The sequence below is a fragment of the Pseudomonas sp. QD4 genome, assembly GCF_049199125.1.
In the GTDB taxonomy this organism is placed as follows: Bacteria; Pseudomonadota; Gammaproteobacteria; order Pseudomonadales; family Pseudomonadaceae; genus Aquipseudomonas.
This window is the reverse complement of the sequence record NZ_JBLZOM010000003.1, coordinates 524238-549643: the sequence shown is the minus strand read 5'-3', so window position 1 is coordinate 549643 and position 25406 is coordinate 524238. Positions and strand designations below refer to the sequence as shown.

Sequence of the window (25406 nt, the reverse complement as noted above, 5' to 3'; positions counted from 1 at the left end):
AGCCGGGTTGGCGGGTTCCGCCAGATTCACCGCAGTCAGCGATTTTGCGCCGGCTGCGCCGTCGAGCGGGAGCAAGCCACAAAGAGCCTCGTTGTCCAGCAATCTCCCCTGGCCGCTTAAGCACCTTCTGCACAGCACGGTGGCTATGTCACCGGTTGGTGACATTTGCCGTGTGCTTCGTTACCTGCGGTGGATCGAGGCTTGATTAGACTCAGGCCTTCGATAAAAACAACAACAGGTCGCCCATGGACTCTCTTTCGCTGTCGTTCAGCAGTTGGCTGAACGCTCCCGCCCATCATGCCTGGCTCGCTGCCGAAGGCCTGCGCCTGCTGGATTTCGCCAAGGCGGCACGGCTCGCCGACGGCTTCGGCAATCTGGACGCCCAAGGCCGCCTGCCGGCCGACGCCCGGGCCGAAACCATGAACACCGCGCGCATGACCCACAGTTTTGCCATGGCCCATATCCAGGGTTTGCCCGGTTACGCGGCGCTGGTCGACCACGGCGTCGCCGCCCTGGCCGGGCCATTGCGCGATGCCGAGCACGGTGGCTGGTTCGCGGTGCAGGCAGCAGGGGATGGCAACACCGACAAGGCAGCCTACCTGCATGCCTTTGTCGCCCTAGCCGCCAGTTCCGCAGTGGTCGCCGGCCGCCCCGGTGCCCAGGCCCTGCTGGAGCAGGCGATCGAGGTCATCGACAGCCATTTCTGGAGCGAGGAGGAGGGCGCCCTGCGCGAGTCGTTCAATCGCGACTGGAGCGAAGAGGAAAGCTACCGTGGCGCCAACAGCAATATGCACGCCACCGAAGCCTTCCTCGCCCTGGCCGATGTCACACAGGACCCGCGCTGGCTGAACCGCGCCCTGCGGATTGTCGAGCGGGTGATCCACCAGCACGCGGCGGGCAACGACTTTATGGTGATCGAGCATTTCGACCGCCAGTGGCAGGCCTTGCCCGACTACAACTCGGCACATCCGGCAGACGGCTTTCGTCCCTATGGCACCACCCCCGGGCATGGTTTCGAGTGGGCGCGCTTGCTGTTGCACCTGGAGGCGTCGCGGGTGCGCGCCGGCATGTTGACCCCGGGCTGGCTGGTGCTGGACGCGCAAAGGCTGTTCGAGAGCAACTGCCGCCACGGCTGGGCGGTCGACGGGGCGCCCGGCATCGTCTACACCCTGGACTGGAACCATCGGCCCGTGGTGCGCCAGCGCCTGCACTGGACCCACGCCGAGGCCAGCGCCGCCGCCAGTGCCTTGCTCCAGCGCACCGGCGAGGCTCGCTACGAAACCTGGTACCGCTGTTTCTGGGAGTTTTGCGAAACCCATTTCATCGATCGCGTGCAGGGCAGTTGGCACCACGAGCTCGGGCTGGACAACAGCCCCAGCGCCGAGATCTGGGCCGGCAAACCCGACCTCTATCACGCCTGGCAGGCGGTGCTGATTCCGCGCCTGGGGTTGGCCCCAAGCCTCGCGTCTGCCCTGGCGCAGATGTCTGGCCCGCAGGTTATGTAACCATGCAGTGACATTCGCGCGTCCCTTCGTTACCTGCGAGGTTCGATGCGCTGTTTAAAATCCCGTGCAGCGCAAGCACCAGACTTGCATGCATAACAACAAGAAAGGTACTTCAGATGAATGCGATTTCTCGCCTCGCCACTGTCATTTCTCTCGCCTCGTTGTTTCCCTTGAACGCACTTGCCGCCGATTCCAAAGGTTCAGTGGAAGTCGTGCACTGGTGGACGTCGGGTGGTGAAAAAGCCGCGGTCGATGTTCTCAAGGCCCAAGTCGAGAAAGACGGCTTTACCTGGAAGGACGGTGCGGTTGCCGGTGGCGGCGGTTCGACTGCCATGACCGTATTGAAAAGCCGCGCCGTCGCCGGTAATCCGCCGGGTGTGGCACAGATCAAGGGTCCGGATATCCAGGAGTGGGGCAGCACTGGCCTGCTCAGCACCGACACCTTGAAAGACGTCGCCAAGTCGGAAAACTGGGACGGCCTGCTGTCGAAAAAAGTCTCCGACACCGTCAAGTTCGAAGGCGACTACGTCGCCGTACCGGTGAACATCCATCGGGTCAACTGGCTGTGGATCAACCCGGAAGTATTCAAGAAAGCCGGGATCGAAAAGGCCCCGACCACCCTTGCTGAATTCTATGCCGCAGGTGACAAACTCAAGGCCGCCGGCTTTATCGCCCTGGCCCACGGCGGCCAGCCGTGGCAGGACAGCACCGTGTTCGAAGACGTGGTGCTGTCGGTGATGGGCGCCGAGGGCTATCAGAAGGCCCTGGTCGACCTGGACCAGAAAACCCTGTCCGGCCCGGAGATGACCAAGGCCTTCACCGAGCTGAAAAAACTCACCGGCTACATGGACCCCAATCGCGCCGGGCGTGACTGGAACATCGCTGCCGCCGACGTGATCAATGGCAAGGCCGGCATGCAGATGATGGGCGACTGGGCCAAGAGCGAGTGGACCGCGGCGAAGAAAATCGCCGGCAAGGACTACCAGTGCGTGCCGTTCCCGGGCACTGAAAAAGCCTTCACCTACAACATCGACTCCCTGGCGGTGTTCAAGCTCAAGGCTGATCGCAAGGGCGACATCGCCGCTCAGCAGGACCTGGCCAAGGTTGCACTGGGCAAGGACTTCCAGAAGGTCTTCAGCATCAACAAGGGCTCGATCCCGGTGCGCACCGACATGCTCAACGACATGAGCGGCCTGGGCTTCGACTCCTGCGCCCAAGCGGCGGCCAAGGACTTCCTGGCTGACGAAAAGACCGGCGGCCTGCAACCGAGCATGGCGCACAACATGGCTACTTCCCTGGCCGTGCAGGGCGCGATCTTCGACGTGGTCACCAACTTCATGAACGACAAGGATGCGGACCCGGCCAAGGCCAGTGCGCAGCTGGCATCGGCCGTCAAGGCCGCCCAGTAATCCCCGATGCCACGGGTACGCCCGTGGCCGTTACTTGAAGGGTCTATCCCTGTGGGCGCTTGCTCCCACAGGGCACCACCTTCTGATCCCTACTTCACACCTGGATTATCCCGATGAGCTCTGTGGCGGTTTTCAGCAAAGCCTCACCGTTCGATGCGCTGCAACGCTGGCTGCCCAAGTTGGTGCTGGCGCCGAGCATGCTGATCGTGTTGGTTGGTTTTTACGGTTACATCATCTGGACGTTCATTCTGTCCTTCACCAATTCCAGCTTCATGCCGACCTACAAATGGGTCGGCTTGCAGCAATACACTCGCCTGCTGGACAACGACCGCTGGTGGGTCGCGAGCAAAAACCTGGCGCTGTTCGGCGGCATGTTCATCGGCATCAGCCTGGTGCTCGGGGTGTTCCTGGCGGTGCTGCTGGACCAGCGGATCCGCAAGGAAGGTTTTATCCGCACCGTGTACCTGTACCCGATGGCGCTGTCGATGATCGTCACCGGTACCGCCTGGAAGTGGCTGCTGAACCCGGGCCTGGGCCTGGACAAGATGCTGCGTGACTGGGGCTGGGAAGGCTTTCGCCTGGACTGGCTGGTGGATCAGGACCGGGTGGTGTACTGCCTGGTGATCGCCGCCGTGTGGCAGGCCTCGGGTTTTGTCATGGCCATGTTTCTGGCCGGCCTGCGCGGTGTCGATCAGTCGATCATCCGTGCCGCCCAGGTCGACGGCGCGAGCCTGCCGACCATCTACCTGAAGATCGTGCTGCCGAGCCTGCGCCCGGTGTTTTTCAGCGCCTTCATGATCCTCGCCCATATCGCGATCAAGAGCTTCGACCTGGTGGCGGCGATGACGGCGGGCGGACCGGGCTACTCCTCGGACTTGCCGGCGATGTTCATGTACTCCTTCACCTTCAGCCGTGGCCAGATGGGCATCGGTTCGGCCAGCGCCATGCTGATGCTGGGCGCGGTGCTGACCATCCTGGTGCCGTACCTGTATTCCGAACTGCGGGGCAAACGCCATGACTAACGCGCTCGGGAAACCGACCCTGAACTTCAGCCGCATCGCCATCTACGCCACCTTGCTGCTGGCGGCCGCGGTGTACCTGATCCCGCTGGTGGTGATGCTGCTGACCAGCTTCAAGACCCCGGAAGACATCCGCACCGGCAACCTCCTGAGCTGGCCCGCCGTGATCGACGGCATTGGCTGGATCAAGGCCTGGGACAGCGTCAGCGGCTATTTCTGGAACTCGGTGAAAATCACCGTGCCGGCGGTATTGATCTCGACCTTTATCGGCGCAATGAACGGCTATGTGCTGTCGATGTGGCGCTTCCGTGGTTCGCAGCTGTTCTTCGGCCTGCTGCTGTTCGGCTGCTTCCTGCCGTTCCAGACCGTGCTGTTGCCGGCCTCGTTCACCCTCGGCAAGTTCGGCCTGGCCAACACCACCACCGGCCTGGTGCTGGTGCACGTGGTCTACGGCCTGGCGTTCACCACGCTGTTCTTCCGCAATTACTACGTGAGCATTCCCGATGCGCTGGTCAAGGCGGCACGCCTGGATGGCGCCGGGTTCTTCACCATCTTCGGCAAGATCCTGCTGCCGATGTCGATCCCGATCGTCATGGTCTGCCTGATCTGGCAGTTCACCCAGATCTGGAACGACTTCCTGTTCGGCGTGGTGTTTGCCAGTGGCGATGCGCAGCCGATCACCGTGGCCTTGAACAACCTGGTCAACACCAGCACCGGGGCCAAGGAATACAACGTTGATATGGCAGCGGCGATGATCGCCGGGCTGCCGACCCTGTTGGTTTACATATTCGCTGGCAAGTATTTCCTGCGTGGGCTGACGTCCGGCGCGGTCAAGGGGTAACAGATGGCAACTCTCGAATTACGCAACGTCAACAAGACCTACGGCGCGGGCTTGCCGGACACCCTGAAAAACATCGAACTGAAGATCGATGACGGCGAGTTCCTGATCCTGGTCGGGCCTTCGGGCTGCGGTAAATCGACCTTGATGAACTGCATCGCAGGCCTGGAGAACATCAGCGGCGGGGCGATCCTGGTGGATGACGCCGACATCAGCGGCATGAGCCCCAAGGATCGGGACATCGCCATGGTGTTCCAGTCCTATGCGCTGTACCCGACCATGAGCGTGCGCGACAACATCGCCTTCGGTTTGAAGATCCGCAAGATGCCCCGTGCCGAGATCGACGAAGAGGTGGCCCGTGTCGCCAAGCTGTTGCAGATCGAACACCTGCTCAGCCGCAAGCCCGGCCAGCTGTCGGGCGGCCAGCAGCAGCGCGTGGCCATGGGCCGAGCGCTGGCGCGGCGGCCGAAGATCTACCTGTTCGACGAACCGCTGTCCAACCTCGACGCCAAGCTGCGGGTCGAGATGCGTACCGAAATGAAGCTGATGCACCAGCGCCTGAAGACCACCACGGTCTACGTCACCCACGACCAGATCGAAGCCATGACCCTGGGCGACAAAGTGGCGGTGATGAAGGACGGGATCATCCAGCAGTTCGGCACCCCGAAGCAGATCTACAACGACCCGGCCAACCTGTTTGTGGCGAGCTTTATCGGCTCGCCGCCGATGAACTTCATCCCCCTGCGCCTGCAACGCAAGGACGGCCGCCTGCTGGCCCTGCTCGACAGCGGCCAGGCGCGCTGCGAGCTGCCCCTGGGCATGCAGGATGCCGGGCTTGAAGACCGTGAAGTGATTCTTGGCATGCGCCCGGAGCAGATCGTCCTGGCCGGTGCCGAGGCCAACGGCCTGCCGAGCATCCGCGCCGAGGTCCAGGTCACCGAGCCTACCGGCCCCGACACCCTGGTGTTCGTCAGCCTCAATGGGACCAAGGTCTGCTGCCGCCTGGCGCCGGACGTGGCGCCGCAGGTGGGCGAGACCCTGACCCTGCAGTTCGATCCGAGCAAGGTGTTGCTGTTCGATGCCAAGAGCGGCGAGCGCCTGGGCGTGGCCGGTGTGCCGGCGGCGCAGGCCCCGGCGGGCAACGTGGCGCAGTTCAAGGGCCGCTGAATCCGTGACGGATGGCCTGTCATTCGTCGCAATCGCTGTAAACCGCGTTAGATAAAAACAGTTAATAACAATAAAGACGAGGATGTAGGGATGAAAAAGAAACACACCAATACCCGGCTGCTCTGCCAGATGTCAGCGGTGGCGGCACTGGTCCTGTCCGGCAATGCGATGGCGGATGAGGCGTTCGGCGCCGATTCCAAGTGGATGACGGGCGACTGGGGTGGCGAGCGGACCAAGCTCATCGAGCAGGGTATCGACATCAAGGCGGACTACGTCGGTGAAGTCGGCGGTAACCTGCACGGTGGCTACAACAACGACAAGACTGCGCGTTACAGCGATCAGTTCGGCCTGGGCGTGGCCCTGGACCTGCAAAAGCTGTTGGGCTGGGATAACACCCAAGCCAAGGTCCAGCTCACCAACCGTAACGGCCAGAACATTTCCAATGACCGTATCGGCGACCCGCGTGCCGGCACCCTGAGTTCCTCCCAGGAAGTCTACGGTCGCGGCCATATGGTCCGGTTGACCCAGTTGTGGGTCCAGCATCAGTTCCTGGATGGCAAGCTCGACGTCAAGGCCGGCTACTTCGGTGAAGGCGAAGACTTCAACACCTTCCCCTGCGACTTCCAGAACCTGGCGTTCTGCGGCTCCCAGGTGGGCAACTGGGCCACCGGCATCTGGTACAACTGGCCGGTCAGCCAGGCGGCGCTGCGGATCAAGTACAACATCACGCCCGAGTTGTACGCGCAGATCGGCGCCTACAACCAGAACCCGTCGCAGCTGGAGCACGGCAACGGCTTCAAGCTCAGCGGCAGCGGGACCAAGGGCACCGTGCTGCCGGTCGAAGTGGTCTGGTCGCCGAAGCTCAACAGCCTGCCGGGCGAGTACCGGGTCGGTTACTACAAGAGCACGGCCGATGCCAATGACGTGCGCGAAGACAGCAATGGCCAGGATGCAGCGAACAGCGGCGACGGCTATCGCGTGCACAACAGCAAGCATGGCTACTGGTTCGTTGGGCAGCAGCAACTCACCACCCACAATGGCGATGCTTCGCGCGGCCTGAATATCGCGGCCAACGCCACCTTCCACGACAAGGACACCAACGTCGTCGACAACTACCAGTCGCTGATGTTCGTGTACAAGGGCCCGTTCGACGCGCGTCCCAAGGATGACGTCGGCATCGGCTTCGCCCGGATCCATGTCAACGACGACGTGAAGAAAAACGCCGAGCTGGTCAACGCCGACAACGGTATCAGTGACTACAACGACGCGCTGTATGCGCCGCTGCGCAACACTGAATACAACTATGAAATCAACTACGGCTTCCATGTCACCAACTGGCTGACCGTGCGTCCCAACCTGCAATACATCACTCACCCGGGCGGTGTGGATGAAGTGGATAACGCGTTGGTGGCGGGTCTGAAAATTCAGTCGGTGTTCTGACGCGCTTGCGATAAGCTCCTTCTCTTTGTGCGCATTTCGCGGATGGCCAAGGCTGTCCGCTTTTTTTTGTGGGAACTGTAGCTCGCGACAGTTACAGCGTTTTGCGCAGCCCTCATGAGTATCGAGACAGCAATGATTTTCAGGACCGTGGCACATGCATGAGCATCCGCTGCAACGCTTTTTCAAATCCCTGCGCGAGCGTCCGACCTTTGCCTGGGAGCGCTACCAGCTGCGTGATGTGCTGGTAATCGACCACCCCCTGTGCCAGGCGGTGTTCAGTCGCCAGGGCGCGCAGTTGCTGCATTTTCAGCCGACCGGGCAAAAGCCCTGGCTGTGGTGCGCCGCCAAGTGGCCGCAGGTGGGGGCGATTCGGGGCGGGGTGCCGGTGTGCTGGCCCTGGTACGGCCGACATCCGAGCGAGAACGCCTGGCCGTCCCATGGCTGGGCGCGCTTGATCGACTGGAAGCTGCTGGACAGCAGCAGTGACGACGATGGCGTGCGCCTGCATTGGCAATTGCAGCTGTGCGATTGGCAAGTGGACCTGCACGCGCACCTCGGGGAAACCCTGGAACTGCGCCTGGGCACCGAGCATCAAGACAGTGAACCCTGCCAATTGAGCCAGGCGTTGCACGCCTATTGGCGTATTGGTGATGTTGGCGAGGTAGCGCTGTCTGGGCTGGATGGCGTGGAAGGTTATGACCAGCTGAATCGCCAGGCTTGCCAACAGAAGGGCGAGTTGCGGGTGCAGGGTGGATGCCAGCGGGTGTTCCAGCACGAGGGCGAATTGCAGCTCAAGGACAGCGCCTGGCAGCGCGAACTGTGCATCGACACCGGCGACAGCGCCGACACCGTGGTCTGGCACCCGGGCACGCGGCCGTTACTGGGGGTGAGCTGGAATGAAGTGTCAGGGTTCGTCTGCGTCGAAGCCGCCAGCGGCGGCACCGGCAGTGTCTGCCTGGCCCCCGGCGAACGCGCCCACCTGAGCCTGCAAGCCCGAGCCGTCGCCTGACCTTCGGCGGCATGGGCGCCTTGGCGTATCAGATGAATTGGCGTTGCGATGAGGGCCAACGTAGCCCTCAATTGAACTCGTCACCCACCGGATAGCGGCTGGCGTTGAGGCTTTCCTTGATTTTGCGCAGGTGCGGCTGGAAGTCGACGCCGCGGCGCAAGGTCATGCCGGTGGCGAGGACGTCGAGCACGGTCAGCTGGATGATGCGCGAGGTCATCGGCATGTAAATGTCGGTGTCTTCCGGCAGCGGAATATTCAGGCTCAGGGTGCTGGCCTTGGCCAGGGGCGAGCCGGCGGCGGTCAGGCCCAGGACCGAGGCGCCGTTTTCCCGGGCGATGCGTGCCACTTCCACCAGTTCACGGGTACGCCCGGTGTAGGAAATAATCACGAACAGCTCGCCGGTATGGGCCACCGAGGCAATCATGCGCTGCATCAGCACGTCGGCGTGGGCGGTCACCGCGAGGTTGAAGCGGAAGAACTTGTGCTGCGCATCCAGCGCCACCGGGGCCGAGGCGCCGAGGCCGAAGAAGTGGATCTGCCGCGCCTGGATCAACAGGTCGACGGCGCGGCTGATCAGGTTCGGGTCCAGGGCCTGGCAGGCGCTGTCGAGGGACGCAATGGCGCTGCCAAAGATCTTTTGCGTATAGGCTTCGGGGTTATCATCGGCTTCGACCGCGCGGCTGACATAGGCCGCCCCGCTGGCCAGGCTCTGGGCCAGTTGCAGTTTGAGTTCCGGGTAACCGCTGACGCCGAACGAGCGGCAGAAACGATTGACCGTGGGCTCGCTGACCGAGGCGGCCTGGGCCAGGGCGGCAATGCTGAAGCGCGTCGCCTGCTGTGGGTTGAGCAGGATCACTTCAGCGACTTTACGTTCGGCCTTGTTCAATTCTTCAAGGCGGTTCTGGATGTGTTCCAGAAGATTGCGCATGCGGTCCATTAAGGTTTCCTAGGTCGGCAATGCAAGGAAGCCGGGCTTAACCGGGCTTCGGCGGTGGCCTATCCTACTGATGGCCTGTGCCGACCACCACTCGGATTCTGTATTTTGCGAAAATGTTGTGGTTATTACTACATTTTCCCTTGAGTGATGCCTTGAAAAAAGGTATTTGTAGCTTAACTTGATAAAAGAACAAACATCATGCCTTCGATAACGGTTGAACCGTGCACCTTTGCCTTGTTTGGCGCGCTGGGTGATCTGGCGCTTCGCAAATTGTTTCCTGCCCTTTACCAGCTCGATGGCGCCGGTTTGCTGCATGACGACACGCGCATCCTGGCCCTGGCCCGCGAGCCGGGCAGCGAGCAGCAGCACCTGGCGTTCATTGAGGCCGAGCTGCGCCGCTACCTGGGCGACAAGGACATCGATGCCGTGGTGCTGGAGCGCTTCCTGGCGCGTCTGAGCTACCTGCATGTGGACTTCCTCAAGGCCGACGATTACCTGGCCCTGGCCGAGCGGGCCGGTCGCGAACAGCGCCTGATCGCCTACTTCGCCACTCCGGCCGCGGTCTACGGCGCGATCTGCGAGAACCTGTCCCAGGCCGGCCTGGCGGAAAACACCCGCGTGGTCCTGGAAAAACCCATCGGCTCTGACCTGGAATCCTCGCGCAAGGTCAACGATGCGGTGGCGCAGTTCTTCCCGGAGACGCGCATCTATCGGATCGACCACTACCTGGGCAAAGAGACGGTGCAGAACCTGATCGCCCTGCGTTTCGCCAACAGCCTGTTCGAAACCCAGTGGAACCAGAACTACATCTCCCACGTGGAAATCACCGTGGCCGAAAAGGTCGGCATCGAAGGCCGCTGGGGTTACTTCGACAAGGCCGGCCAACTGCGGGACATGATCCAGAATCACCTGCTGCAGCTGCTGTGCCTGATCGCCATGGACCCGCCGGCCGACCTCTCGGCCGACAGCATCCGCGACGAGAAGGTCAAAGTGCTCAAGGCCCTGGCGCCGATCAGCCCGGAAGGCCTGACCACCCAGGTGGTGCGCGGCCAGTACATCGCCGGCTACAGCGCTGGCAAGCCGGTGCCCGGCTATCTGGAAGAAGAGAATTCCAACACCCAGAGCGACACCGAAACCTTCGTCGCCCTGCGGGCCGATATCCGCAATTGGCGTTGGGCCGGGGTGCCGTTCTACCTGCGCACCGGCAAGCGCATGCCGGACAAGCTGTCGCAGATCGTGATCCATTTCAAAGAGCCGTCGCATTACATCTTCGCTCCCGAGCAGCGCCTGCAGATCAGTAACAAGCTGATTATCCGCCTGCAACCGGACGAAGGCATCTCCTTGCGCGTGATGACCAAGGAGCAGGGCCTGGACAAAGGCATGCAACTGCGCAGCGGCCCGTTGCAGCTGAATTTTTCCGACACCTATCGCAGCGCGCGGATTCCCGATGCCTACGAGCGTTTGTTGCTGGAAGTGATGCGCGGCAATCAGAACCTGTTTGTCCGTAAAGATGAAATCGAAGCCGCGTGGAAGTGGTGCGACCAGCTGATTGCCGGCTGGAAGAAGTCCGGCGATGCGCCCAAGCCGTATGCGGCGGGTTCATGGGGGCCGATGAGCTCCATTGCACTGATCACGCGGGATGGGAGGTCGTGGTATGGCGATATCTGAATTCAAACTGCCCGAGGGCGTGCGCGCCCACGAGTTTCAAAGCCCGACGCTGCTGGCCGAAGGCCTGGCGCTGAATGTGGCCGAACAGCTGCGCACGGCGATTGCCGCACGTGGCGTGGCGACCCTGGTGGTGTCCGGTGGCCGCAGCCCGGTGGCGTTTTTCCAGCACCTGGCCAAGCAGGCGCTGGATTGGTCGAAGGTTGTGGTGACCCTGGCGGACGAGCGCTGGGTACCGGTTGAGCACGCCGACAGCAATGCCGGGCTGCTCAAGCGCTACCTGTTGCAGGGCGCCGCGGCCGAGGCCAGGTTCGTCAGCCTGTACAGCCCCGCGCCGAGCCTGGAGCTGGCGGCCGAACAAGCCGAGCGCGTGCTGGCCGACTTGCCGGCCATCGACGTGCTGATTCTCGGCATGGGCGATGACGGGCACACCGCGTCACTGTTTCCCAACAGCCCGAACCTGACCGAAGCGCTGCAAGCCGACGGCAGCCGTCGCTGCTGGCCGATGCTGGCGCCGACCGTACCTCACCAACGCCTGACCATGAGTCGCGCGTTGCTGGCATCGGCGCGGTCCATCGTGTTGTCGATTTCCGGTCAATCCAAATTGACCACCCTGAGTGCGGCACTGGCCGGCGACCTGCTCGCCGAAATGCCGATTCGCGCCTTCCTGCAACCTCCGTTAGAGATTTACTGGTGCCCATGAGCCAAGGATCAGCCGCTATGAAAAACCCACGTCCAACCGTTTCCATGGCGGACAAAGTTGCCCTGATCGACAGTCTTTGCGCCCAGGCGCGAATTCTGCCGGTGATCACCATCGCTCGCGAACAGGACGTCCTGCCTTTGGCCGACGCCCTGGCCGCTGGCGGCTTGACCGCACTGGAAGTGACCCTGCGTTCCCAGTTCGGCCTCAAGGCGATCCAGATCCTGCGTGAGCAGCGTCCGGAGCTGGTGACCGGTGCCGGCACCGTGCTCGATCGCAGCATGCTGGCGGCGGCCGAAGCCGCGGGTTCGCAGTTCATCGTCACCCCGGGCATTACCCGCGACCTGCTGGAAGCCAGTGTCGACAGCGATATCCCGCTGCTGCCGGGCATCAGCAATGCCTCGGGCATCATGGAGGGCTACGGCCTGGGCTATCGCCGCTTCAAGCTGTTCCCGGCGGAAGTCAGCGGCGGCGTGGCGGCGATCAAGGCCTTGGGCGGCCCGTTCGGTGAAGTGAAGTTCTGCCCGACCGGTGGCGTCAGCCCGGCCAATATCAAGAGCTACATGGCGTTGAAAAACGTGATGTGCGTCGGCGGTAGCTGGATGCTTGATCCCGAGTGGATCAAGAACGGCGACTGGGCGCGGATTCAGGAGTGCACGGCCGAGGCCCTGGCCCTGCTGGACTGATTGGTTGTAAAGATTCGTTGGTGTTCTACGGCTTTACGGTGCGCTTGGTCGGTGCACCGTTTTTTTTTGCCCGGAGAAAAGTGCGAGGGGTCGGGTGCGGTTTCTGGGACGGGGGCGGCGAGTTCGGATGCTGTGCCTCCCGAACACCACTCGCACTACCCTGGGATCTCCGGCGTCCGGGCCGGCCAGCGCCAGCAGCTAGGGTTGCGCCAACTCGCCCAGGGCTTTGCTCAGCAACTGGATATGCGCCAGCGGCGTGGTAAAGCCCGGGGTGATGCGGATGCAGGAGCCAAAGGCGGCGCCCTGGCGCAGGGTGGTGAACAGGTTGTAATCGCTGAGCAGGCGATCGACCAGCGGTTGCTGGTCCTGGGTGTGCTTGAAGCGCAGGGAGGTGATGGCGCAATAAAGCCGCGGATCGTCCGGCGTCAGGATCTCGATGCCCGGCAGCGCTCGGGCCTCGCGTACCCACAGGTCGCGCAGGTAATTCAGGCGCGCACCCTTGAGCGCTGCACCGCCCATGGCCCGATGTTCATCGAATGCCGCGGGCAGGGTCATCAGCGCCGGGATGTTCGGCGTGCTGTACGGCGTGCGCGAACGTACATCGCTGGGCGGATAGTGGAACTCGTCCATGTCCGGATCGATGGCATCCAGGCGCGAGGGGTCGATATAAAGGAAGCCCAGGCTCAGCGGCGCGCCGATCCATTTGTGCAGGTTGAAACCGGCAAAGGCGATGCCCAGTTCAGCAAGGTTGAAGTCGATCTGCCCCAGAGCGTGGGCGCCGTCGAGGATCACGTCGATTCCATGCTCCCGGGCCAGCGCCGCAATCGCCTGGACCGGCATCACCAGTCCCGTGCGATGGGTGACGTGGGTCAGGGCCATCAACTTCAGCCGTGGGTAGCGCTCGAAGGCCTGGCGGTAGCTGTCCAGCAGGCTGTCGAAGCTGGCAGGCAAGGCGTGCTCGATTTCGATCACTTCCGCGCCCCGCTGACGGGCCAGCCAGCGCATGGCGCTTTTGACCGTGTCGTACTCCAGGTCGCACAGCAGCAGTTGATCCCCGGGTTGCAGCTGGTTGTAGTTGCGGATCAATGATTGCAGGGCATCAGTGGCGCAACGGGTGAAGGCCACGGCGTGTTCGTCCACCCCCAGCAATTGCGCCAGTTGGCGGCGGATCTGCTGGGCCTGGGTGCGCTCGAACTGCTGGCGCACATACACCGAATTGCTGCGATTGACGAAGGCGATATTGGCTTGGTAATCGTCGAGCACGCGCCGGGTCATGCGCCCGAAGTAGCCATTTTCCAGATTGATCGGTCCGGGTTCGACCTCATAGCGTTCGGCGATCGCCTGCCAATGGCGTTCATCGCGAAAGAGTTCGGCAATCTGCGGCATAGGGCGCTCTGTCAGTGGCGGGGCTTGGGTTTGCCGTGTTTGGCGCGTAGCGGGTCCAGCAGATCGGAGAGGCCGTTGTGATCGATTTCCTGCATGAGGGCCAGCAGGCCACCGAGTTCACCGTGGGGGAAACCCTCGCGGGCGAACCAGTTCAGGTACTGGCCGGGCAGGTCTGCCAGGATGCGGCCCTTGTATTTGCCGTAGGGCATTTCAAGGGTGATCAGCAGCTCGAGTTTTTCAGGATTCATGGCGATGGGATCTGTGGGTGATTCAAACACCCTGGAAAATACAGGCATTCTGCATGCAGGCCAAATGACAGATCATGCAAATAACGCGGGTACAGATTTTTGCTAAAAAGTTAACTAATTGAAAAATAACAAATAAATTCAAGATCCAAGTCTGGCACGGCGGGTGCAATACCTATTGCAACTCTCCCCCAACCTGGAAGGAATTGAAAATGACTGACTTGAACAAAGAATCCATTTCGGTGCTCAACGACCTGATCGAGACCAGCAAGGACGGTCAAGAAGGGTTCAAGACCTGCGCCGAAGACATCAAGCATCCCGAGCTCAAAGCGTTGTTCGCCAAACGCTCCACCGATTGCGCCACCGCTGCCGCTGAACTGCAAAGTGCAGTGCGCGCCCTGGGCGGCGATCCGGAAACTTCGACCAGTGTCAGTGGCGACCTGCATCGCCGTTGGGTCGACCTCAAGGCTCTGGTGACCGGCAAGGACGAAGAAGCTGTGCTCAATGAAGCCGAGCGCGGTGAAGACCATGCCCTCAAGGCTTACAAAGAAGCCCTGGAAAAAATCAACAAGCACAACCTGGTGGGTATTCGTGACCTGGTTGAACGCCAGTACCACGGCGTACAACGCAACCACGACCAGGTAAAAGCTCTGCGCAACCAGGCTCGCGCTCGCTCGTAAGCGTCGAAACCTGTCAAAAACGCCAGCCAGTCTGGCGTTTTTTTATGCCTGAAATTTAATGCTGGACCCTTATTAGTTAGCTAGCTAATAATTGCTTCCGGCCGACTTCCGGCTTATCCCGTCTATGGTTAATCGATCCATCCCGAGGTTCCTTGCGTGCGTACCACTCTGCAGGCGTTGCTTGCTCCCGACCTTCCCGCGTTGCAGTTCGCGATCAAAACCGTGCTCGGTGGCGGCATGGCACTGTGGCTGGCGTTGCGTTGGGGGCTGGAGCAGCCGGCCTGGGCCCTGATGACCTCTATCATCGTGGCCCAGCCGATGTCCGGCATGGTCCTGCAGAAAGGTCTCGCCCGGCTGCTGGGAACCCTGGTGGGGACGATCATGTCGGTGCTGTTCATGGGGCTGTTCGCCCAGACGCCCTGGCTCTTTCTGCTGGCCCTGGCCCTGTGGCTGGGGTTGTGTACCGCCAGTTCGACCTTGCTGCGCAGCGCCTGGTCCTACTCCTTTGTGCTGGCCGGCTACACCGTGGCGATCATCGCCTTGCCGGCCCTCAGCCACCCGTTGGGGGTATTCGACCAGGCCGTGGCGCGGTGCACGGAAATATCCCTGGGGATTATCTGCGCCACTGCCAGCAGTGCGCTGCTGTGGCCGATGCGCGTCGAACGGCAACTGGCCGATCAGGCCCGTGCCGCCTGGCACAGCGGGTTGCACGCGGCCCGCGCGACCCTGGCCGGGGATGCCCTGGCGCGCAAGGGGCTGCTGGAGATTCTCGGGCGTATCGTCGCCGTGGATTCGCAGCGTGAGCACGCCTGGTTCGAAGGTCGCCTGGGGCGCCAGCGGGCCCGCGCCATCAGTGGCCTGAGCCAGAAATTGCTGATGCTGCTGCGCATTTCGCGGTCGGTGCGCCGCCAGTGGCAGCAGCTCGACGCGCCCGAGGCCGGTCAATTGCAGCCCTGGATGGATCAGGTCCAGGCAGCCTTGACCGCGGCGGACGCGGCCACGCGGCAGGCGCTGCGCCCGCAACTGTTGGATGCCTCCCACGATCCGCAGGTCAGTTCGGCGCAAAGTTACTGCCTGGCCCGGTTCGCGCTGTTGCTGGACACCGCCCTGGCCGCCGGTGTCGCCCTGCAAGCGGTGGAGCAGGGGCGGGCGCCCGTGGAGCAACCGGCCTCGCTGACGCCGCACCGCGATCTGTCCCTGGCCCTGGTGTTCGGTGCGCGCAGTGCCCTGGCGTTCCTGACCGTGGCCACGTTCTGGCTGGCCACTGCCTGGCCGGCCGCCTCCGGTGCGATGTTGCTGACATGTGTGGTCTGTAGCCTGTTCGCCAGCCGCGAAAACGGCGCACAGATCGGCATGAGCTTCATGCGCGGGATCTTCCTGGCGATCCCCGTGGCCTTTGTGGTCGGGGAAATTCTCCTGCCGCAATGGAGCGGTTTCCCCATGCTGTGCATGGCCATGGGCGTGCCTTTGTTCCTGGGGGCACTGGGCATGGCCAAGCCACAGATCGGCGCCACGGCGACCTCCTTCTGTCTGCATTTTGTGGTGCTGATTTCCCCCTTGAACCGCATGCAGTTCGATGTCGCGACCTTCTTCAACAGTGCCCAGGCCATGGTGATCGGCGTCGGCGCGGCAGTGCTGGCGTTCCACCTGCTGATTTTGCGCAACCCGGTATGGCATGGCCGGCGCCTGCTGGCGGCGACCCTGCATGATCTGGTGCGCTTGACCCGGCGCAACCTGCGGGGCGCGGAAAGCTGGTTCGGCGGCCGCATGGCCGACCGCCTGCTGCAACTGGCGCGGCATTACCCGGAGTTGCCGCAACAGGCCCGCAGTCGCTGGGACGATGGTTTGCTGGCGCTGGATATCGGTGACGAGTTGCTGCACCTGCGCCTCAGCCTGGCGGTGGCCCAGGTGCCCCTGGGGGCGCAGCAGCGCGCCTACCTCGAACACCTGGAAAAGGTCTTGCAGCAAGGGCCGGCCGGCAGTCGCAGCGAGGCCCTGGTCGAACCCAGTACGGCCTTGTTGCAGGCCCTGCAACAACAACCGCCCAGCGATGCCTTGAAGCTGGCCCAGGGCGCGGTGGTGCAATTGCAAAACAGCTGGCGCACCTGGTGCCGGCAGCAGGAGGAACACCATGGGGCTGCGTGAGTGGTCGCTGGGCGGGATTCTGCTCAGTCCGTTTCTGATTTATGTCGTGTTGGCACTGCTGCTGACCGGGGCATTGCGCATGCTGTTGCGCATCACGCCGCTGGGACGCTGGATCTGGCACGAAGCACTGTTCGACTGTGCCCTGTACGTCTGTGTACTGACCCTGATCACCGTCGTCCTCGGACCCTTATAAGGAGTTGCCCATGCGTACTTCCGTACGTGTCGCCTTTACCCTGACCCTGGTGGCTGTGGCGTTGTTCGCCGGCTTTCACCTGTGGCAGTACTACATGCTGACCCCCTGGACCCGGGATGCGCGGATTCGCGCCGACGTGGTGGTGATCGCCCCCGATGTCTCGGGCTGGGTGCGCGAGCTCAAGGTCCAAGACAACCAACAGGTCAAGGCCGGCGAGCTGTTGCTGAGCATCGACCGCGAGCGTTTTGAAGCGGCGCTGGAAAAGGCCCAGGCGGTGGTTCAGACCCGTCAGCAGCAACTGAGCCTGCGTGAACACGAAGCCAGCCGTCGCGCCAGCCTCGGTCCGCAGGCGATCAGCGCCGAGCTGCGGGAAAACGCGCAGATCAACGCCGGCATCGCCCGGGGCGAGTTGCGCCAGGCCCAGGCTGAAGCCAAGGTCGCCGAGCTCAACCTGGCCCGCAGCCAGGTGCATGCGCCGCGCGACGGGCACATCACCAACCTGCGGCTGGCGGAGGGCAACTATGTCAATGCCGGGCAGCCGGTAATGGCTTTGATCGACGACTCGACCTTCTACGTGCAAGCGTATTTCGAGGAGACCAAGCTGCCGCGGATCAAGGTCGGGGACCCGGTCAAAGTCTGGCTGATGAGTGCCGGGGATGCCCTGGAAGGCCATGTGCAGAGCATCAGCCGCGGCATCACCGACAGTAACACCACGCCCGATGGGCAATTGCTGGCCGAGGTGCAGCCGACCTTCAACTGGGTGCGCCTGGCACAGCGGATCCCGGTCCGGATCCAGCTCGACAAGGTTCCCGAAGGCCTCAATCTGAGCGCGGGCATGACCGCCAGCGTGCAGGTGCAGGAAGGCCGATAGGACGGCGGGGCAGGGAGCTTGCTTCAGCTGTTATCGCGCAGTTGCGCACGGCCCCGAAGGGGCGCGCTGCAACCGGCCTCGGAACCGGCTGGCGCGGCATGAGCCAAGCGCAGCCGATGGTGAACGGGTTCTCAGCCGATGCTGATGGCCGGCAGGGTGGGCAGGGTCACGGTTTGCTGTTTGCGCGGGGCGAGGATTTCGGCTTCGCCATCGACCACCAGCTCATCGCGCTGGTTGAACACACGGGTGGCGATGCGCACGCGGAATTTCGGCAGTTTTTCGAGGATTTCCAGGCGCACGGTCAGGGTGTCGCCAATCTTCACCGGCTTCTGGAAGCTCATCTGCTGGCCGATATAGATGGTGCCCGGCCCAGGCAGCTCGCAGGCCACGGCGGCGCTGATCAGGGCACCACTGAACATGCCGTGGGCGATACGCTCCTTGAACATGGTGGCGGCAGCGAATTCGGCGTCCAGGTGCACCGGGTTGTGGTCGCCGGACATGGCGGCGAACAGCTGGATATCACGCTCTTCCACGGTTTTGCTGTAGCTGGCGGTCTGGCCGACTTCGAGGGCTTCGTAAGGGGTGTTGGTCACCTGGGTCATCTGTATCAAGTCCTGTGGAAAAAAGTGGGTTAGCGTGTGGCTTCAAGGTCATTCGGTCTTGGCCGGCCTGCGGTTTTGCAGGGCCTGGTCGAGCCAGGCCAGCAGATCGGCGGTCACTTCGTCACGATTGGTTTCATTGAACAGTTCGTGACGGGCCTCGGGGTAAAGGGTCAGTTGCAGGCACTGGTTGCCGGCGGCGCGCAATGCGTCGGCCAGATCCGTCAGACGCGTGCCATTGCTCACCGGATCACATTCGCCGCCCATCACCAGCAACGGCAGGCCCGGATCGATCTGGGCGAGATTGGACGCTTTACTGATTTGCTGCAACCCGCCCAGAAGGTCGATCCAGAGCTGGTTGCTGCAGCGATAGCCGCACAGCGGGTCGGCGACGTATTTATCGACCTCGGCGGGGTCGCGGCTGAGCCAGTCGAACGCGGTGCGATTGGGCTTGAAGGCTTTATTGAACGAGCCGAACGACAGCCAGTCGATCAGCGCGCTGCGACCTTGGCCGCCCTGGCGCCAGCGTTCGAAGCGGGCAATCAGGCGAGCGGCGCGGTACAGCGCCACCGGTTGGAAATTCGAGCCGCTGAGAATCGCCCCGTGCAGGCTGGCGCTGTGGTGCAGCAGATAGGCCTGGACGATGTAGCTGCCCATGCTGTGGCCAAGCAGGATGATGGGCAGCTCGGGGTGCAACTGGCCGATATGCTGCTGGAGGCTGGCCAGGTCGCCGACCACTTTGTTCCAGCCGTCCTGATCCGCGTAATGGCCCAGCACGCCTTGCTCGGCGGTCTTGCCATGGCCCCGCAGATCGGGGGCGTACACGCCATAACCCTCGGCGCACAGGGCGGTTGCCAGTCGCTCGTAGCGCGCGCTGTGTTCGGCCATGCCGTGGGCCAGCAGGATCAAGGCCTTGAGCGGCCTCTCGGGCAGCCACAGGTTGACGAAGAGGCGGCTGTGGTCGCTTGCGGTCAGCCAGAAGGTATCGTGGGTCATGGCGGTTCCTTTGCACAAAGACGCTGCATTGTATAGCTCATCGGCGCGCTGCCGGCTGATCAGTGGCCGCCTTGGAGGCAAGATTCACGGGATCTATGACGCCTTTGCGCATATTTGCCTGAATCGCCATTGCTGCTAACGTCCGATGAGCTCCGCCTTTGATAGCGTCAGAGATGCGGCCCGGTCAGCTCGAGTAAAGAGGACAAGAATAATGCAAGCTGATTTCTGGAATGATAAACGCCCCACCGGCGTTCCCCTGGATATCGATCTGGGTGCCTACAAGTCGGTGATCGAGGTGTTCGAACGTTCCTGCAAGAAGTTCGCCGACCGCCCGGCCTTCAGCAATATGGGGATCACCCTGACTTACGCCGAGCTGGAGCGCTATAGCGCAGCCTTCGCCGGCTACCTGCAAGCCAATACCGACCTGGCTCCCGGCGATCGGATCGCGGTGCAGATGCCCAACGTCCTGCATTACCCGATCGCGGTGTTCGGTGCCTTGCGCGCCGGGCTGATCGTGGTCAACACCAATCCGCTGTACACCACGCGCGAGATGCGCCACCAGTTCAAGGATTCCGGCGCCCGGGCCCTGGTGTACCTGAACATGTTCGGGCAGAAGGTCCAGGAAGTGCTGGCCGATACCGAGATCCAGTACTTGATCGAAGCCCGGATGGGCGACCTGATGCCCAGCGCCAAGGGCTGGTTGATCAATACCGTGGTCGACAAGGTGAAAAAGATGGTCCCGGCCTATCACCTGCCCCAGGCCATTTCCTTCAAGAGTGCGCTGCGCCTGGGACGTGGTCAGCCGATCCGGCCGCTGCACGTCAGCCTCGACGATATCGCGGTGCTGCAGTACACCGGCGGCACCACCGGCCTGGCCAAGGGCGCGATGCTCAGTCACGGCAACCTGGTGGCCAACATGCAGCAGGCCCGCGCCTGCCTCGGCCAGCTCGGGCCCGATGGCCACCCGCTGCTGCGCGAGGGCCAGGAAGTGATGATCGCGCCGCTGCCGCTGTACCACATCTATGCCTTCACCGCGAACTGCATGTGCATGATGGTGACCGGCAACCACAACGTACTGATCACCAACCCGCGGGACATCGGCGGCTTTATCAAGGAGCTGAAGAACTGGCGGTTTTCCGCGCTGCTGGGGCTCAACACCCTGTTCGTCGCGCTGATGGAGCACCCGGACTTCAAGACCCTGGATTTCTCCAGCCTCAAACTCACCAATTCCGGTGGCACTGCCCTGGTCAAGGCCACGGCCGAGCGCTGGCAGACTCTGACCGGCTGCCGTATCACCGAAGGCTACGGGCTGACTGAAACCTCGCCGGTGGCCTGCACCAACCCCTACGGCGACAAGTCGCGCCTGGGCACCGTGGGGATGCCCGTGCCGGGCACCACCTTGAAGGTGATCAGCGATGAAGGCGTCGAACAGCCCCTGGGCGAGCGCGGCGAGCTATGCATCAAGGGCCCGCAGGTCATGAAGGGTTATTGGCAAAAGCCTGAAGCCACCGCCGAAGTGCTGGACGCCGAGGGCTGGTTCAAGTCCGGCGACATCGGGGTGATCGACCCGGACGGTTTCGTGCGCATTGTCGATCGCAAGAAGGACATGATCATCGTCTCCGGCTTCAACGTGTACCCCAATGAAATCGAAGACGTGGTCATGGCCCACCCGAAAGTCGCCAATTGCGCGGTGATCGGGGTGCCCGACGAGCGCTCGGGGGAAGCGGTGAAACTGTTCGTGGTGGCGCGCGAGGAGGGGGTCAGCCTTGAAGAGCTCAAGGCTTACTGCAAGGAAAACTTCACCGGCTACAAAGTGCCCAAGCACATCGTGCTGCGCGATTCGCTGCCGATGACCCCGGTGGGCAAGATCCTGCGGCGCGAGTTGCGCGATATCGCCTGATACATCCGTTCGCCATTCTCTGCGGGCAAGCCCGCTTCTACCTGCACTGCGGTAGAGGCTGGCTTGCCCGCAGTCCGTTGTGCCAGGCGCAAAGCCGCGGGCCAGAGCGGATTCTCGACTTATAGAATCTTTGCTCTAAAAATGACCGTTCGGTTTTTATTGGTCACTAATGTGACTGGTGATGCCTTGCTTGGCTCTAGTCGGCCTTTGGCAAAGCTGCTACTCTCGGCGCGCTTTGTGACTTCTCGGCCTAGGTAAAAGCCAGACTCACCAACAAAAGACACCTGTAAAAAACCCAGACAAATAATAATCGCATCAAATGCGGTGATGAATTCGCGTTGCTGAGGAGTGGGCTTCCATGATCGAAGACTTTTGGAAGGATAAGTACCCAGCTGGAATTGCTGCCGAGATCAATCCAGACGAGTACCCGAATATTCAAGCGGTGTTGCAGCAGTCCTGCCAACGTTTCGCTAACAAACCGGCCTTTAGCAACCTCGGCAAGACACTCACCTACGGTGAGCTGTACGAATTGTCTGGGGCCTTCGCCGCGTACCTGCAGCAGCATACCGACTTGCAGCCCGGCGATCGAATTGCCGTGCAGTTGCCCAATGTCCTGCAATACCCGGTCGCGGTATTCGGCGCCATCCGCGCTGGGCTGATTGTGGTCAACACCAACCCGCTGTACACCACGCGGGAAATGGAACACCAGTTCAATGACTCGGGGGCCAAGGCCCTGGTCTGCCTGGCCAACATGGCGCATCTGGCCGAAGCGGTCGTGCCCAAGACCGGCGTCAAGCATGTGATCGTCACCGAAGTGGCGGACCTGCTGCCGCCGCTCAAGCGTCTGCTGATCAACAGCGTCATCAAATACGTGAAGAAGATGGTCCCGGCCTATCACCTGCCCAAGGCCGTCAAGTTCAATGACGTGCTGAGCAAGGGCCATGGCCAGCCGGTGAAGGAAGCCAACCCGGCCAGCAGCGACGTTGCCGTGCTGCAATACACCGGCGGTACCACCGGCGTGGCCAAGGGCGCGATGCTGACCCACCGCAACCTGGTGGCCAACATGCTGCAGTGCAAGGCGCTGATGGGGTCGGACCTGAATGAAGGTTGCGAGATCCTGATCACTCCGCTGCCGCTGTACCACATCTATGCCTTCACCTTTCATTGCATGGCGATGATGCTGATCGGCGGCCACAACATCCTGATCAGTAACCCGCGGGACCTGCCGGCGATGGTCAAGGAACTGTCGAAGTGGAAGTTCAGCGGTTTTGTCGGCCTCAACACTCTGTTCGTGGCGCTGTGCAACAACGAAGCGTTCCGCAAGCTGGACTTCTCGGCCTTGAAAGTCACCCTGTCCGGCGGCATGGCCTTGCAGCTGGCGGCGGGCGAGCGTTGGAAAGCGGTAACCGGCTGCCCGATCTGCGAAGGCTACGGCATGACCGAAACCAGCCCGGTGGCCACGGTCAACCCGAGCCAGAACATCCAGGTCGGCACCATCGGCATTCCGGTGCCTTCGACCCTGTGCTGCGTGATCAACGATGCGGGCGAAGAGTTGCCCCTGGGGGAAATCGGCGAGCTGTGCGTCAAGGGCCCGCAGGTGATGAAAGGCTACTGGCAGCGCCAGGACGCCACCGACGAAGTCATGAGCAGCGAAGGCTGGCTGAAAACCGGTGACATCGCGCTGATCCAGCCAGACGGCTATATCCGTATCGTCGACCGCAAGAAAGACATGATTCTGGTCTCCGGTTTCAACGTCTACCCCAACGAACTGGAAGACGTGCTGGCAGCGTTGCCAGGCGTGTTGCAGTGTGCGGCGATCGGTATTCCGGATGAAAAGTCCGGGGAAATCATCAAGATTTTCATCGTCGCCAAGCCGGGCGTGAGCCTGACCAAAGAGCAGGTGATGACCCACATGCGCGCCAACGTCACCGGTTACAAGGTGCCCAAAGCCGTGGAGTTCCGCGATGCGTTGCCGACCACCAACGTGGGCAAGATCCTGCGTCGCGAATTGCGTGATGAAGAGTTGAAGAAGCTCGGCCTGAAAAAGTAAGCCGAAGGCTGCATGAAAAAGCCCCGCAGAGGCGGGGCTTTTTTGTGGGCGCTGCCCAGGTTTACAGCTGGAACTGGGCGAAGTTCACGCCGGTGCCTGCCGGGCGCACGTCCTTGAGCAACGAATCCTTGTCCGCGCTCAGCTCAAGGCTCAGGGCCGCTTTGCGCTTGCCCTCGTTGCGGATCACCAGGCCTTCGAGTTTTTCCCGCAGGAACACCGTCGGCACCTTCAGGTGCAGCAGTTGGTCGGTGCCTGGGTTGTGCAGCAGCAGGTGCACCCATTCGTACTGACCGATGGCCAGGCGGCTGACCGGGATATCGAACCACCAGATGTTCTTGTTGCGGTTCAGCTCCGCGAAGTGGCAGTTGTTGACGCCCAGTACTGCACCGCCCAGTTCCTGGTTTCTGCGCGCAATGGCCAGCTTTTTATCGAGTTTCATAACATTCCTACGGGATTGGATCTTCAGCGCACAGCCTGAATACGTTGCGCATTCTCATGGGTTGGCCGGCAAACATAAAGCGCTACCTGCCCGAGCGGCGAAAAATACGCCTGTCGATGGTGCTAAAAAATAATTGAAACTCTGCGCAACGCTGGCGGGTCAATCCTTACGTAATGACCAAAACCCACTATTGTTCTTCGGAGAAATACCATGGGCAGCACAGCGGATAAGGCAAAAGGTTTGGCTAACGAAGCCGTCGGCAACATCAAGCAAGGTGTCGGCAAAGCGACCGATAACACCAAGCTGCAGACGGAAGGCAAAGTGCAAGAGAAGAAAGGCGAAGCCCAGCAAGCAGTGGGTAAAGCCAAGGATGCAGTCAAGAAAACCATCGACAAGGCCTGACAGTTCGGGCGGCTCGATGCAGTAAGACGGCCATCCAAGGATGGCCGTTTTTTTGTCGGCCGCCGCGTGGGCCAATGAATCGAAATGGTTCAAAGTCGCCAACTGGGCTAATTTGATGTAGAAAACGGCCTCTGAGTCGCCACCGACCCCGACCTTTTGCGGCGAAAGGAGACGCTATGATTTTCCCCCATTTGAAAGGCCTGTCCCTGCAGCGTGTGCTGGTGCGCACGGTGAAAGAGTTCGTCGACGACGAAATGTCGACCTACGCCTCGGCACTGGCCTACCAGATGCTGTTTTCACTGTTCCCTTTCATTCTGTTTCTGATCGCGCTGATCGGCTTCCTGCATCTTCCGGACTTCTTCAGTTGGCTGCGCCTGCAGTCGGAACTGGTGCTGCCGCCCCAGGCCCTGGAGCAGGTCAACCCGGTGATCGACCAGCTGCAGCAATCCAAGGGCGGATTGCTCTCGGTGGGTATCGTCATCGCCCTGTGGACCGCCTCGGCGGGTGTGCGGCTGATGATGAGCGCAATGAACGCCGCCTACGACGTGGTTGAGGGGCGGCCGATCTGGAAGCGCTTCCCGCTGTCGATTTTCTACACCATCGGGATTGCCGGCATGCTCCTGGCTGCGGCGGCGCTGATGGTGCTGGGGCCGCAGGTGATGGCCTGGATTGCCGGGCAAGTCGGGCTGGAGTACTTTATCGTCACCGTATGGACCATCCTGCGCTGGCCGGTGATTGTGATCCTGATGATGGTTGCCGTGGCCCTTATCTATTACGTGATGCCGGATGTGAAGCAGGAATTTCGCTTCATCACCCCGGGCTCGGTGCTGGCGGTGGTGGTGTGGATCGTCGCGTCGCTGGGCTTTGCCTTCTACGTAAAGACCTTCGCCAACTACAACGCCATGTATGGCAGTATCGGCGCGATCATCGTCCTTCTTTTGTATTTCTATATTTCCTCGGCAGTGCTGTTGCTGGGCGCGGAAATGAACGCGGTGATCGAACACATGTCGGCCGAAGGTAAAGACCCTGGAGAAAAGGTTCCCGACGAGCACGACTCCCAAAAACAACATGTTTCGGGACTGGGCCGGGACCACTCGCTCAAGCCGGACACTGATGAAGCCTGAC

Annotated in this window: 24 protein-coding genes; 18 read left to right on the top strand and 6 right to left on the bottom strand. The window is 61.8% G+C overall.

The genetic code is table 11. The features are described 5' to 3' along the window. Window positions 1–245: 245 nt before the first annotated feature. From ACOZJV_RS22925 to ACOZJV_RS22895, 7 genes are all read left to right on the top strand, one after another. Window positions 246–1505, top strand: coding sequence for an AGE family epimerase/isomerase (locus ACOZJV_RS22925; RefSeq protein ID WP_421548579.1), 1260 nt, complete (start codon window positions 246–248; stop codon window positions 1503–1505). A gap of 116 nt (window positions 1506–1621) precedes the next feature. Next, entirely contained in the window at window positions 1622–2914 is a 1293-nt protein-coding gene (locus ACOZJV_RS22920) for an ABC transporter substrate-binding protein (RefSeq protein WP_421548578.1), read from the top strand. Between the two features lie 113 nt (window positions 2915–3027). Next, on the top strand, window positions 3028–3936 hold the full coding sequence (locus ACOZJV_RS22915) for a carbohydrate ABC transporter permease (protein ID WP_020295777.1): 909 nt from the start codon (window positions 3028–3030) through the stop codon (window positions 3934–3936). Next, window positions 3929–4774 carry a carbohydrate ABC transporter permease gene (locus tag ACOZJV_RS22910; RefSeq protein ID WP_421548577.1) on the top strand — a complete coding sequence of 282 codons (846 nt, stop codon included), beginning with the start codon at window positions 3929–3931 and terminating at the stop codon, window positions 4772–4774. The genes ACOZJV_RS22915 and ACOZJV_RS22910 overlap by 8 nt, the downstream gene beginning before the upstream one ends. 3 nt (window positions 4775–4777) lie before the next feature. Further along, entirely contained in the window at window positions 4778–5938 is a 1161-nt protein-coding gene (locus ACOZJV_RS22905) for an ABC transporter ATP-binding protein (RefSeq protein ID WP_020295775.1), read from the top strand. A gap of 90 nt (window positions 5939–6028) precedes the next feature. After that, window positions 6029–7378 carry a carbohydrate porin gene (locus ACOZJV_RS22900; protein WP_421548576.1) on the top strand — a complete coding sequence of 450 codons (1350 nt, stop codon included), beginning with the start codon at window positions 6029–6031 and terminating at the stop codon, window positions 7376–7378. 154 nt (window positions 7379–7532) lie between these two features. Next, entirely contained in the window at window positions 7533–8387 is an 855-nt protein-coding gene (locus ACOZJV_RS22895; RefSeq protein ID WP_078470925.1) for a D-hexose-6-phosphate mutarotase, read from the top strand. Window positions 8388–8454: 67 nt separating this feature from the next. Here the strand turns inward: ACOZJV_RS22895 and ACOZJV_RS22890 are convergent, their stop codons facing one another. Beyond that, window positions 8455–9315: a MurR/RpiR family transcriptional regulator gene (locus ACOZJV_RS22890; RefSeq protein ID WP_177326756.1), complete on the bottom strand. Its 861-nt coding sequence runs from the start codon at window positions 9313–9315 to the stop codon at window positions 8455–8457. A gap of 207 nt (window positions 9316–9522) precedes the next feature. Here ACOZJV_RS22890 and zwf point away from each other — a divergent pair, with 207 nt between their 5' ends. The 3 genes from zwf to ACOZJV_RS22875 are packed head-to-tail and all read left to right on the top strand — an operon-like array spanning window position 9523 to window position 12375. Then, entirely contained in the window at window positions 9523–10992 is a 1470-nt protein-coding gene (zwf, locus tag ACOZJV_RS22885; RefSeq protein WP_078470924.1) for a glucose-6-phosphate dehydrogenase, read from the top strand. Continuing rightward, window positions 10979–11692 carry a 6-phosphogluconolactonase gene (pgl, locus tag ACOZJV_RS22880; RefSeq protein ID WP_201132050.1) on the top strand — a complete coding sequence of 238 codons (714 nt, stop codon included), beginning with the start codon at window positions 10979–10981 and terminating at the stop codon, window positions 11690–11692. The genes zwf and pgl overlap by 14 nt, the downstream gene beginning before the upstream one ends. A 17-nt stretch (window positions 11693–11709) precedes the next feature. After that, window positions 11710–12375: a bifunctional 4-hydroxy-2-oxoglutarate aldolase/2-dehydro-3-deoxy-phosphogluconate aldolase gene (locus tag ACOZJV_RS22875; RefSeq protein ID WP_078470922.1), complete on the top strand. Its 666-nt coding sequence runs from the start codon at window positions 11710–11712 to the stop codon at window positions 12373–12375. Window positions 12376–12573: 198 nt separating this feature from the next. Here ACOZJV_RS22875 and ACOZJV_RS22870 read toward each other — a convergent pair whose 3' ends face one another. Together ACOZJV_RS22870 and ACOZJV_RS22865 are read right to left on the bottom strand one after the other, a co-directional pair. Beyond that, complete coding sequence (locus ACOZJV_RS22870; protein WP_421548575.1) at window positions 12574–13761, bottom strand: aminotransferase class V-fold PLP-dependent enzyme; 1188 nt, start codon at window positions 13759–13761, stop codon at window positions 12574–12576. A gap of 11 nt (window positions 13762–13772) precedes the next feature. Then, complete coding sequence (locus ACOZJV_RS22865) at window positions 13773–14009, bottom strand: DUF3820 family protein (protein WP_421548574.1); 237 nt, start codon at window positions 14007–14009, stop codon at window positions 13773–13775. A 209-nt stretch (window positions 14010–14218) separates the two neighbouring features. Between ACOZJV_RS22865 and ACOZJV_RS22860 the strand changes: the two genes are divergently transcribed. From ACOZJV_RS22860 to ACOZJV_RS22845, 4 genes are all read left to right on the top strand, one after another. After that, entirely contained in the window at window positions 14219–14686 is a 468-nt protein-coding gene (locus ACOZJV_RS22860) for a ferritin-like domain-containing protein (protein WP_020295766.1), read from the top strand. 156 nt (window positions 14687–14842) lie between these two features. Next, complete coding sequence (locus ACOZJV_RS22855; protein WP_421548573.1) at window positions 14843–16831, top strand: FUSC family protein; 1989 nt, start codon at window positions 14843–14845, stop codon at window positions 16829–16831. After that, window positions 16818–17024 carry a DUF1656 domain-containing protein gene (locus ACOZJV_RS22850; RefSeq protein WP_020295764.1) on the top strand — a complete coding sequence of 69 codons (207 nt, stop codon included), beginning with the start codon at window positions 16818–16820 and terminating at the stop codon, window positions 17022–17024. Before ACOZJV_RS22855 ends, ACOZJV_RS22850 begins: the two co-directional genes overlap by 14 nt. A 10-nt stretch (window positions 17025–17034) precedes the next feature. Beyond that, a complete protein-coding gene (locus tag ACOZJV_RS22845) occupies window positions 17035–17895 on the top strand; it encodes an HlyD family secretion protein (protein WP_078470919.1) in 861 nt (286 codons plus the stop codon). Between the two features lie 131 nt (window positions 17896–18026). Here ACOZJV_RS22845 and ACOZJV_RS22840 read toward each other — a convergent pair whose 3' ends face one another. After that, window positions 18027–18497, bottom strand: a complete 471-nt coding sequence (locus ACOZJV_RS22840; protein WP_020295762.1) for a MaoC family dehydratase — start codon at window positions 18495–18497, stop codon at window positions 18027–18029. Window positions 18498–18545: 48 nt separating this feature from the next. Then, entirely contained in the window at window positions 18546–19490 is a 945-nt protein-coding gene (locus tag ACOZJV_RS22835) for an alpha/beta hydrolase (protein WP_421548572.1), read from the bottom strand. A 211-nt stretch (window positions 19491–19701) separates the two neighbouring features. On the opposite strand from ACOZJV_RS22835, the gene fadD2 reads away from it, so the two are divergent. Beyond that, window positions 19702–21390: a long-chain-fatty-acid--CoA ligase FadD2 gene (fadD2, locus tag ACOZJV_RS22830; RefSeq protein ID WP_421548571.1), complete on the top strand. Its 1689-nt coding sequence runs from the start codon at window positions 19702–19704 to the stop codon at window positions 21388–21390. Window positions 21391–21748: 358 nt separating this feature from the next. Beyond that, complete coding sequence (gene fadD1, locus ACOZJV_RS22825; RefSeq protein WP_421548570.1) at window positions 21749–23440, top strand: long-chain-fatty-acid--CoA ligase FadD1; 1692 nt, start codon at window positions 21749–21751, stop codon at window positions 23438–23440. Window positions 23441–23501: 61 nt separating this feature from the next. Here fadD1 and ACOZJV_RS22820 read toward each other — a convergent pair whose 3' ends face one another. Then, window positions 23502–23879 carry a hypothetical protein gene (locus ACOZJV_RS22820; protein ID WP_421548569.1) on the bottom strand — a complete coding sequence of 126 codons (378 nt, stop codon included), beginning with the start codon at window positions 23877–23879 and terminating at the stop codon, window positions 23502–23504. A 210-nt stretch (window positions 23880–24089) separates the two neighbouring features. Here ACOZJV_RS22820 and ACOZJV_RS22815 point away from each other — a divergent pair, with 210 nt between their 5' ends. Next, entirely contained in the window at window positions 24090–24281 is a 192-nt protein-coding gene (locus tag ACOZJV_RS22815) for a CsbD family protein (RefSeq protein WP_010208215.1), read from the top strand. Between the two features lie 176 nt (window positions 24282–24457). Beyond that, window positions 24458–25405, top strand: a complete 948-nt coding sequence (locus tag ACOZJV_RS22810) for a YihY/virulence factor BrkB family protein (protein WP_421548568.1) — start codon at window positions 24458–24460, stop codon at window positions 25403–25405. Window position 25406: the final 1 nt, after the last annotated feature.

What these genes read in the sequence shown, in the direction of transcription:
- ACOZJV_RS22925 (WP_421548579.1), top strand. Translation starts at nt 246, where the DNA reads ATGGACTCTCTTTCGCTGTCGTTCAGCAGTTGGCTGAACGCTCCCGCC.
- ACOZJV_RS22920 (WP_421548578.1), top strand. Translation starts at nt 1,622, where the DNA reads ATGAATGCGATTTCTCGCCTCGCCACTGTCATTTCTCTCGCCTCGTTG.
- ACOZJV_RS22915 (WP_020295777.1), top strand. Translation starts at nt 3,028, where the DNA reads ATGAGCTCTGTGGCGGTTTTCAGCAAAGCCTCACCGTTCGATGCGCTG.
- ACOZJV_RS22910 (WP_421548577.1), top strand. Translation starts at nt 3,929, where the DNA reads ATGACTAACGCGCTCGGGAAACCGACCCTGAACTTCAGCCGCATCGCC.
- ACOZJV_RS22905 (WP_020295775.1), top strand. Translation starts at nt 4,778, where the DNA reads ATGGCAACTCTCGAATTACGCAACGTCAACAAGACCTACGGCGCGGGC.
- ACOZJV_RS22900 (WP_421548576.1), top strand. Translation starts at nt 6,029, where the DNA reads ATGAAAAAGAAACACACCAATACCCGGCTGCTCTGCCAGATGTCAGCG.
- ACOZJV_RS22895 (WP_078470925.1), top strand. Translation starts at nt 7,533, where the DNA reads ATGCATGAGCATCCGCTGCAACGCTTTTTCAAATCCCTGCGCGAGCGT.
- ACOZJV_RS22890 (WP_177326756.1), bottom strand. Translation starts at nt 9,315, where the DNA reads ATGCGCAATCTTCTGGAACACATCCAGAACCGCCTTGAAGAATTGAAC.
- zwf (WP_078470924.1), top strand. Translation starts at nt 9,523, where the DNA reads ATGCCTTCGATAACGGTTGAACCGTGCACCTTTGCCTTGTTTGGCGCG.
- pgl (WP_201132050.1), top strand. Translation starts at nt 10,979, where the DNA reads ATGGCGATATCTGAATTCAAACTGCCCGAGGGCGTGCGCGCCCACGAG.
- ACOZJV_RS22875 (WP_078470922.1), top strand. Translation starts at nt 11,710, where the DNA reads ATGAAAAACCCACGTCCAACCGTTTCCATGGCGGACAAAGTTGCCCTG.
- ACOZJV_RS22870 (WP_421548575.1), bottom strand. Translation starts at nt 13,761, where the DNA reads ATGCCGCAGATTGCCGAACTCTTTCGCGATGAACGCCATTGGCAGGCG.
- ACOZJV_RS22865 (WP_421548574.1), bottom strand. Translation starts at nt 14,009, where the DNA reads ATGAATCCTGAAAAACTCGAGCTGCTGATCACCCTTGAAATGCCCTAC.
- ACOZJV_RS22860 (WP_020295766.1), top strand. Translation starts at nt 14,219, where the DNA reads ATGACTGACTTGAACAAAGAATCCATTTCGGTGCTCAACGACCTGATC.
- ACOZJV_RS22850 (WP_020295764.1), top strand. Translation starts at nt 16,818, where the DNA reads ATGGGGCTGCGTGAGTGGTCGCTGGGCGGGATTCTGCTCAGTCCGTTT.
- ACOZJV_RS22845 (WP_078470919.1), top strand. Translation starts at nt 17,035, where the DNA reads ATGCGTACTTCCGTACGTGTCGCCTTTACCCTGACCCTGGTGGCTGTG.
- ACOZJV_RS22840 (WP_020295762.1), bottom strand. Translation starts at nt 18,497, where the DNA reads ATGACCCAGGTGACCAACACCCCTTACGAAGCCCTCGAAGTCGGCCAG.
- ACOZJV_RS22835 (WP_421548572.1), bottom strand. Translation starts at nt 19,490, where the DNA reads ATGACCCACGATACCTTCTGGCTGACCGCAAGCGACCACAGCCGCCTC.
- fadD2 (WP_421548571.1), top strand. Translation starts at nt 19,702, where the DNA reads ATGCAAGCTGATTTCTGGAATGATAAACGCCCCACCGGCGTTCCCCTG.
- fadD1 (WP_421548570.1), top strand. Translation starts at nt 21,749, where the DNA reads ATGATCGAAGACTTTTGGAAGGATAAGTACCCAGCTGGAATTGCTGCC.
- ACOZJV_RS22820 (WP_421548569.1), bottom strand. Translation starts at nt 23,879, where the DNA reads ATGAAACTCGATAAAAAGCTGGCCATTGCGCGCAGAAACCAGGAACTG.
- ACOZJV_RS22815 (WP_010208215.1), top strand. Translation starts at nt 24,090, where the DNA reads ATGGGCAGCACAGCGGATAAGGCAAAAGGTTTGGCTAACGAAGCCGTC.
- ACOZJV_RS22810 (WP_421548568.1), top strand. Translation starts at nt 24,458, where the DNA reads ATGATTTTCCCCCATTTGAAAGGCCTGTCCCTGCAGCGTGTGCTGGTG.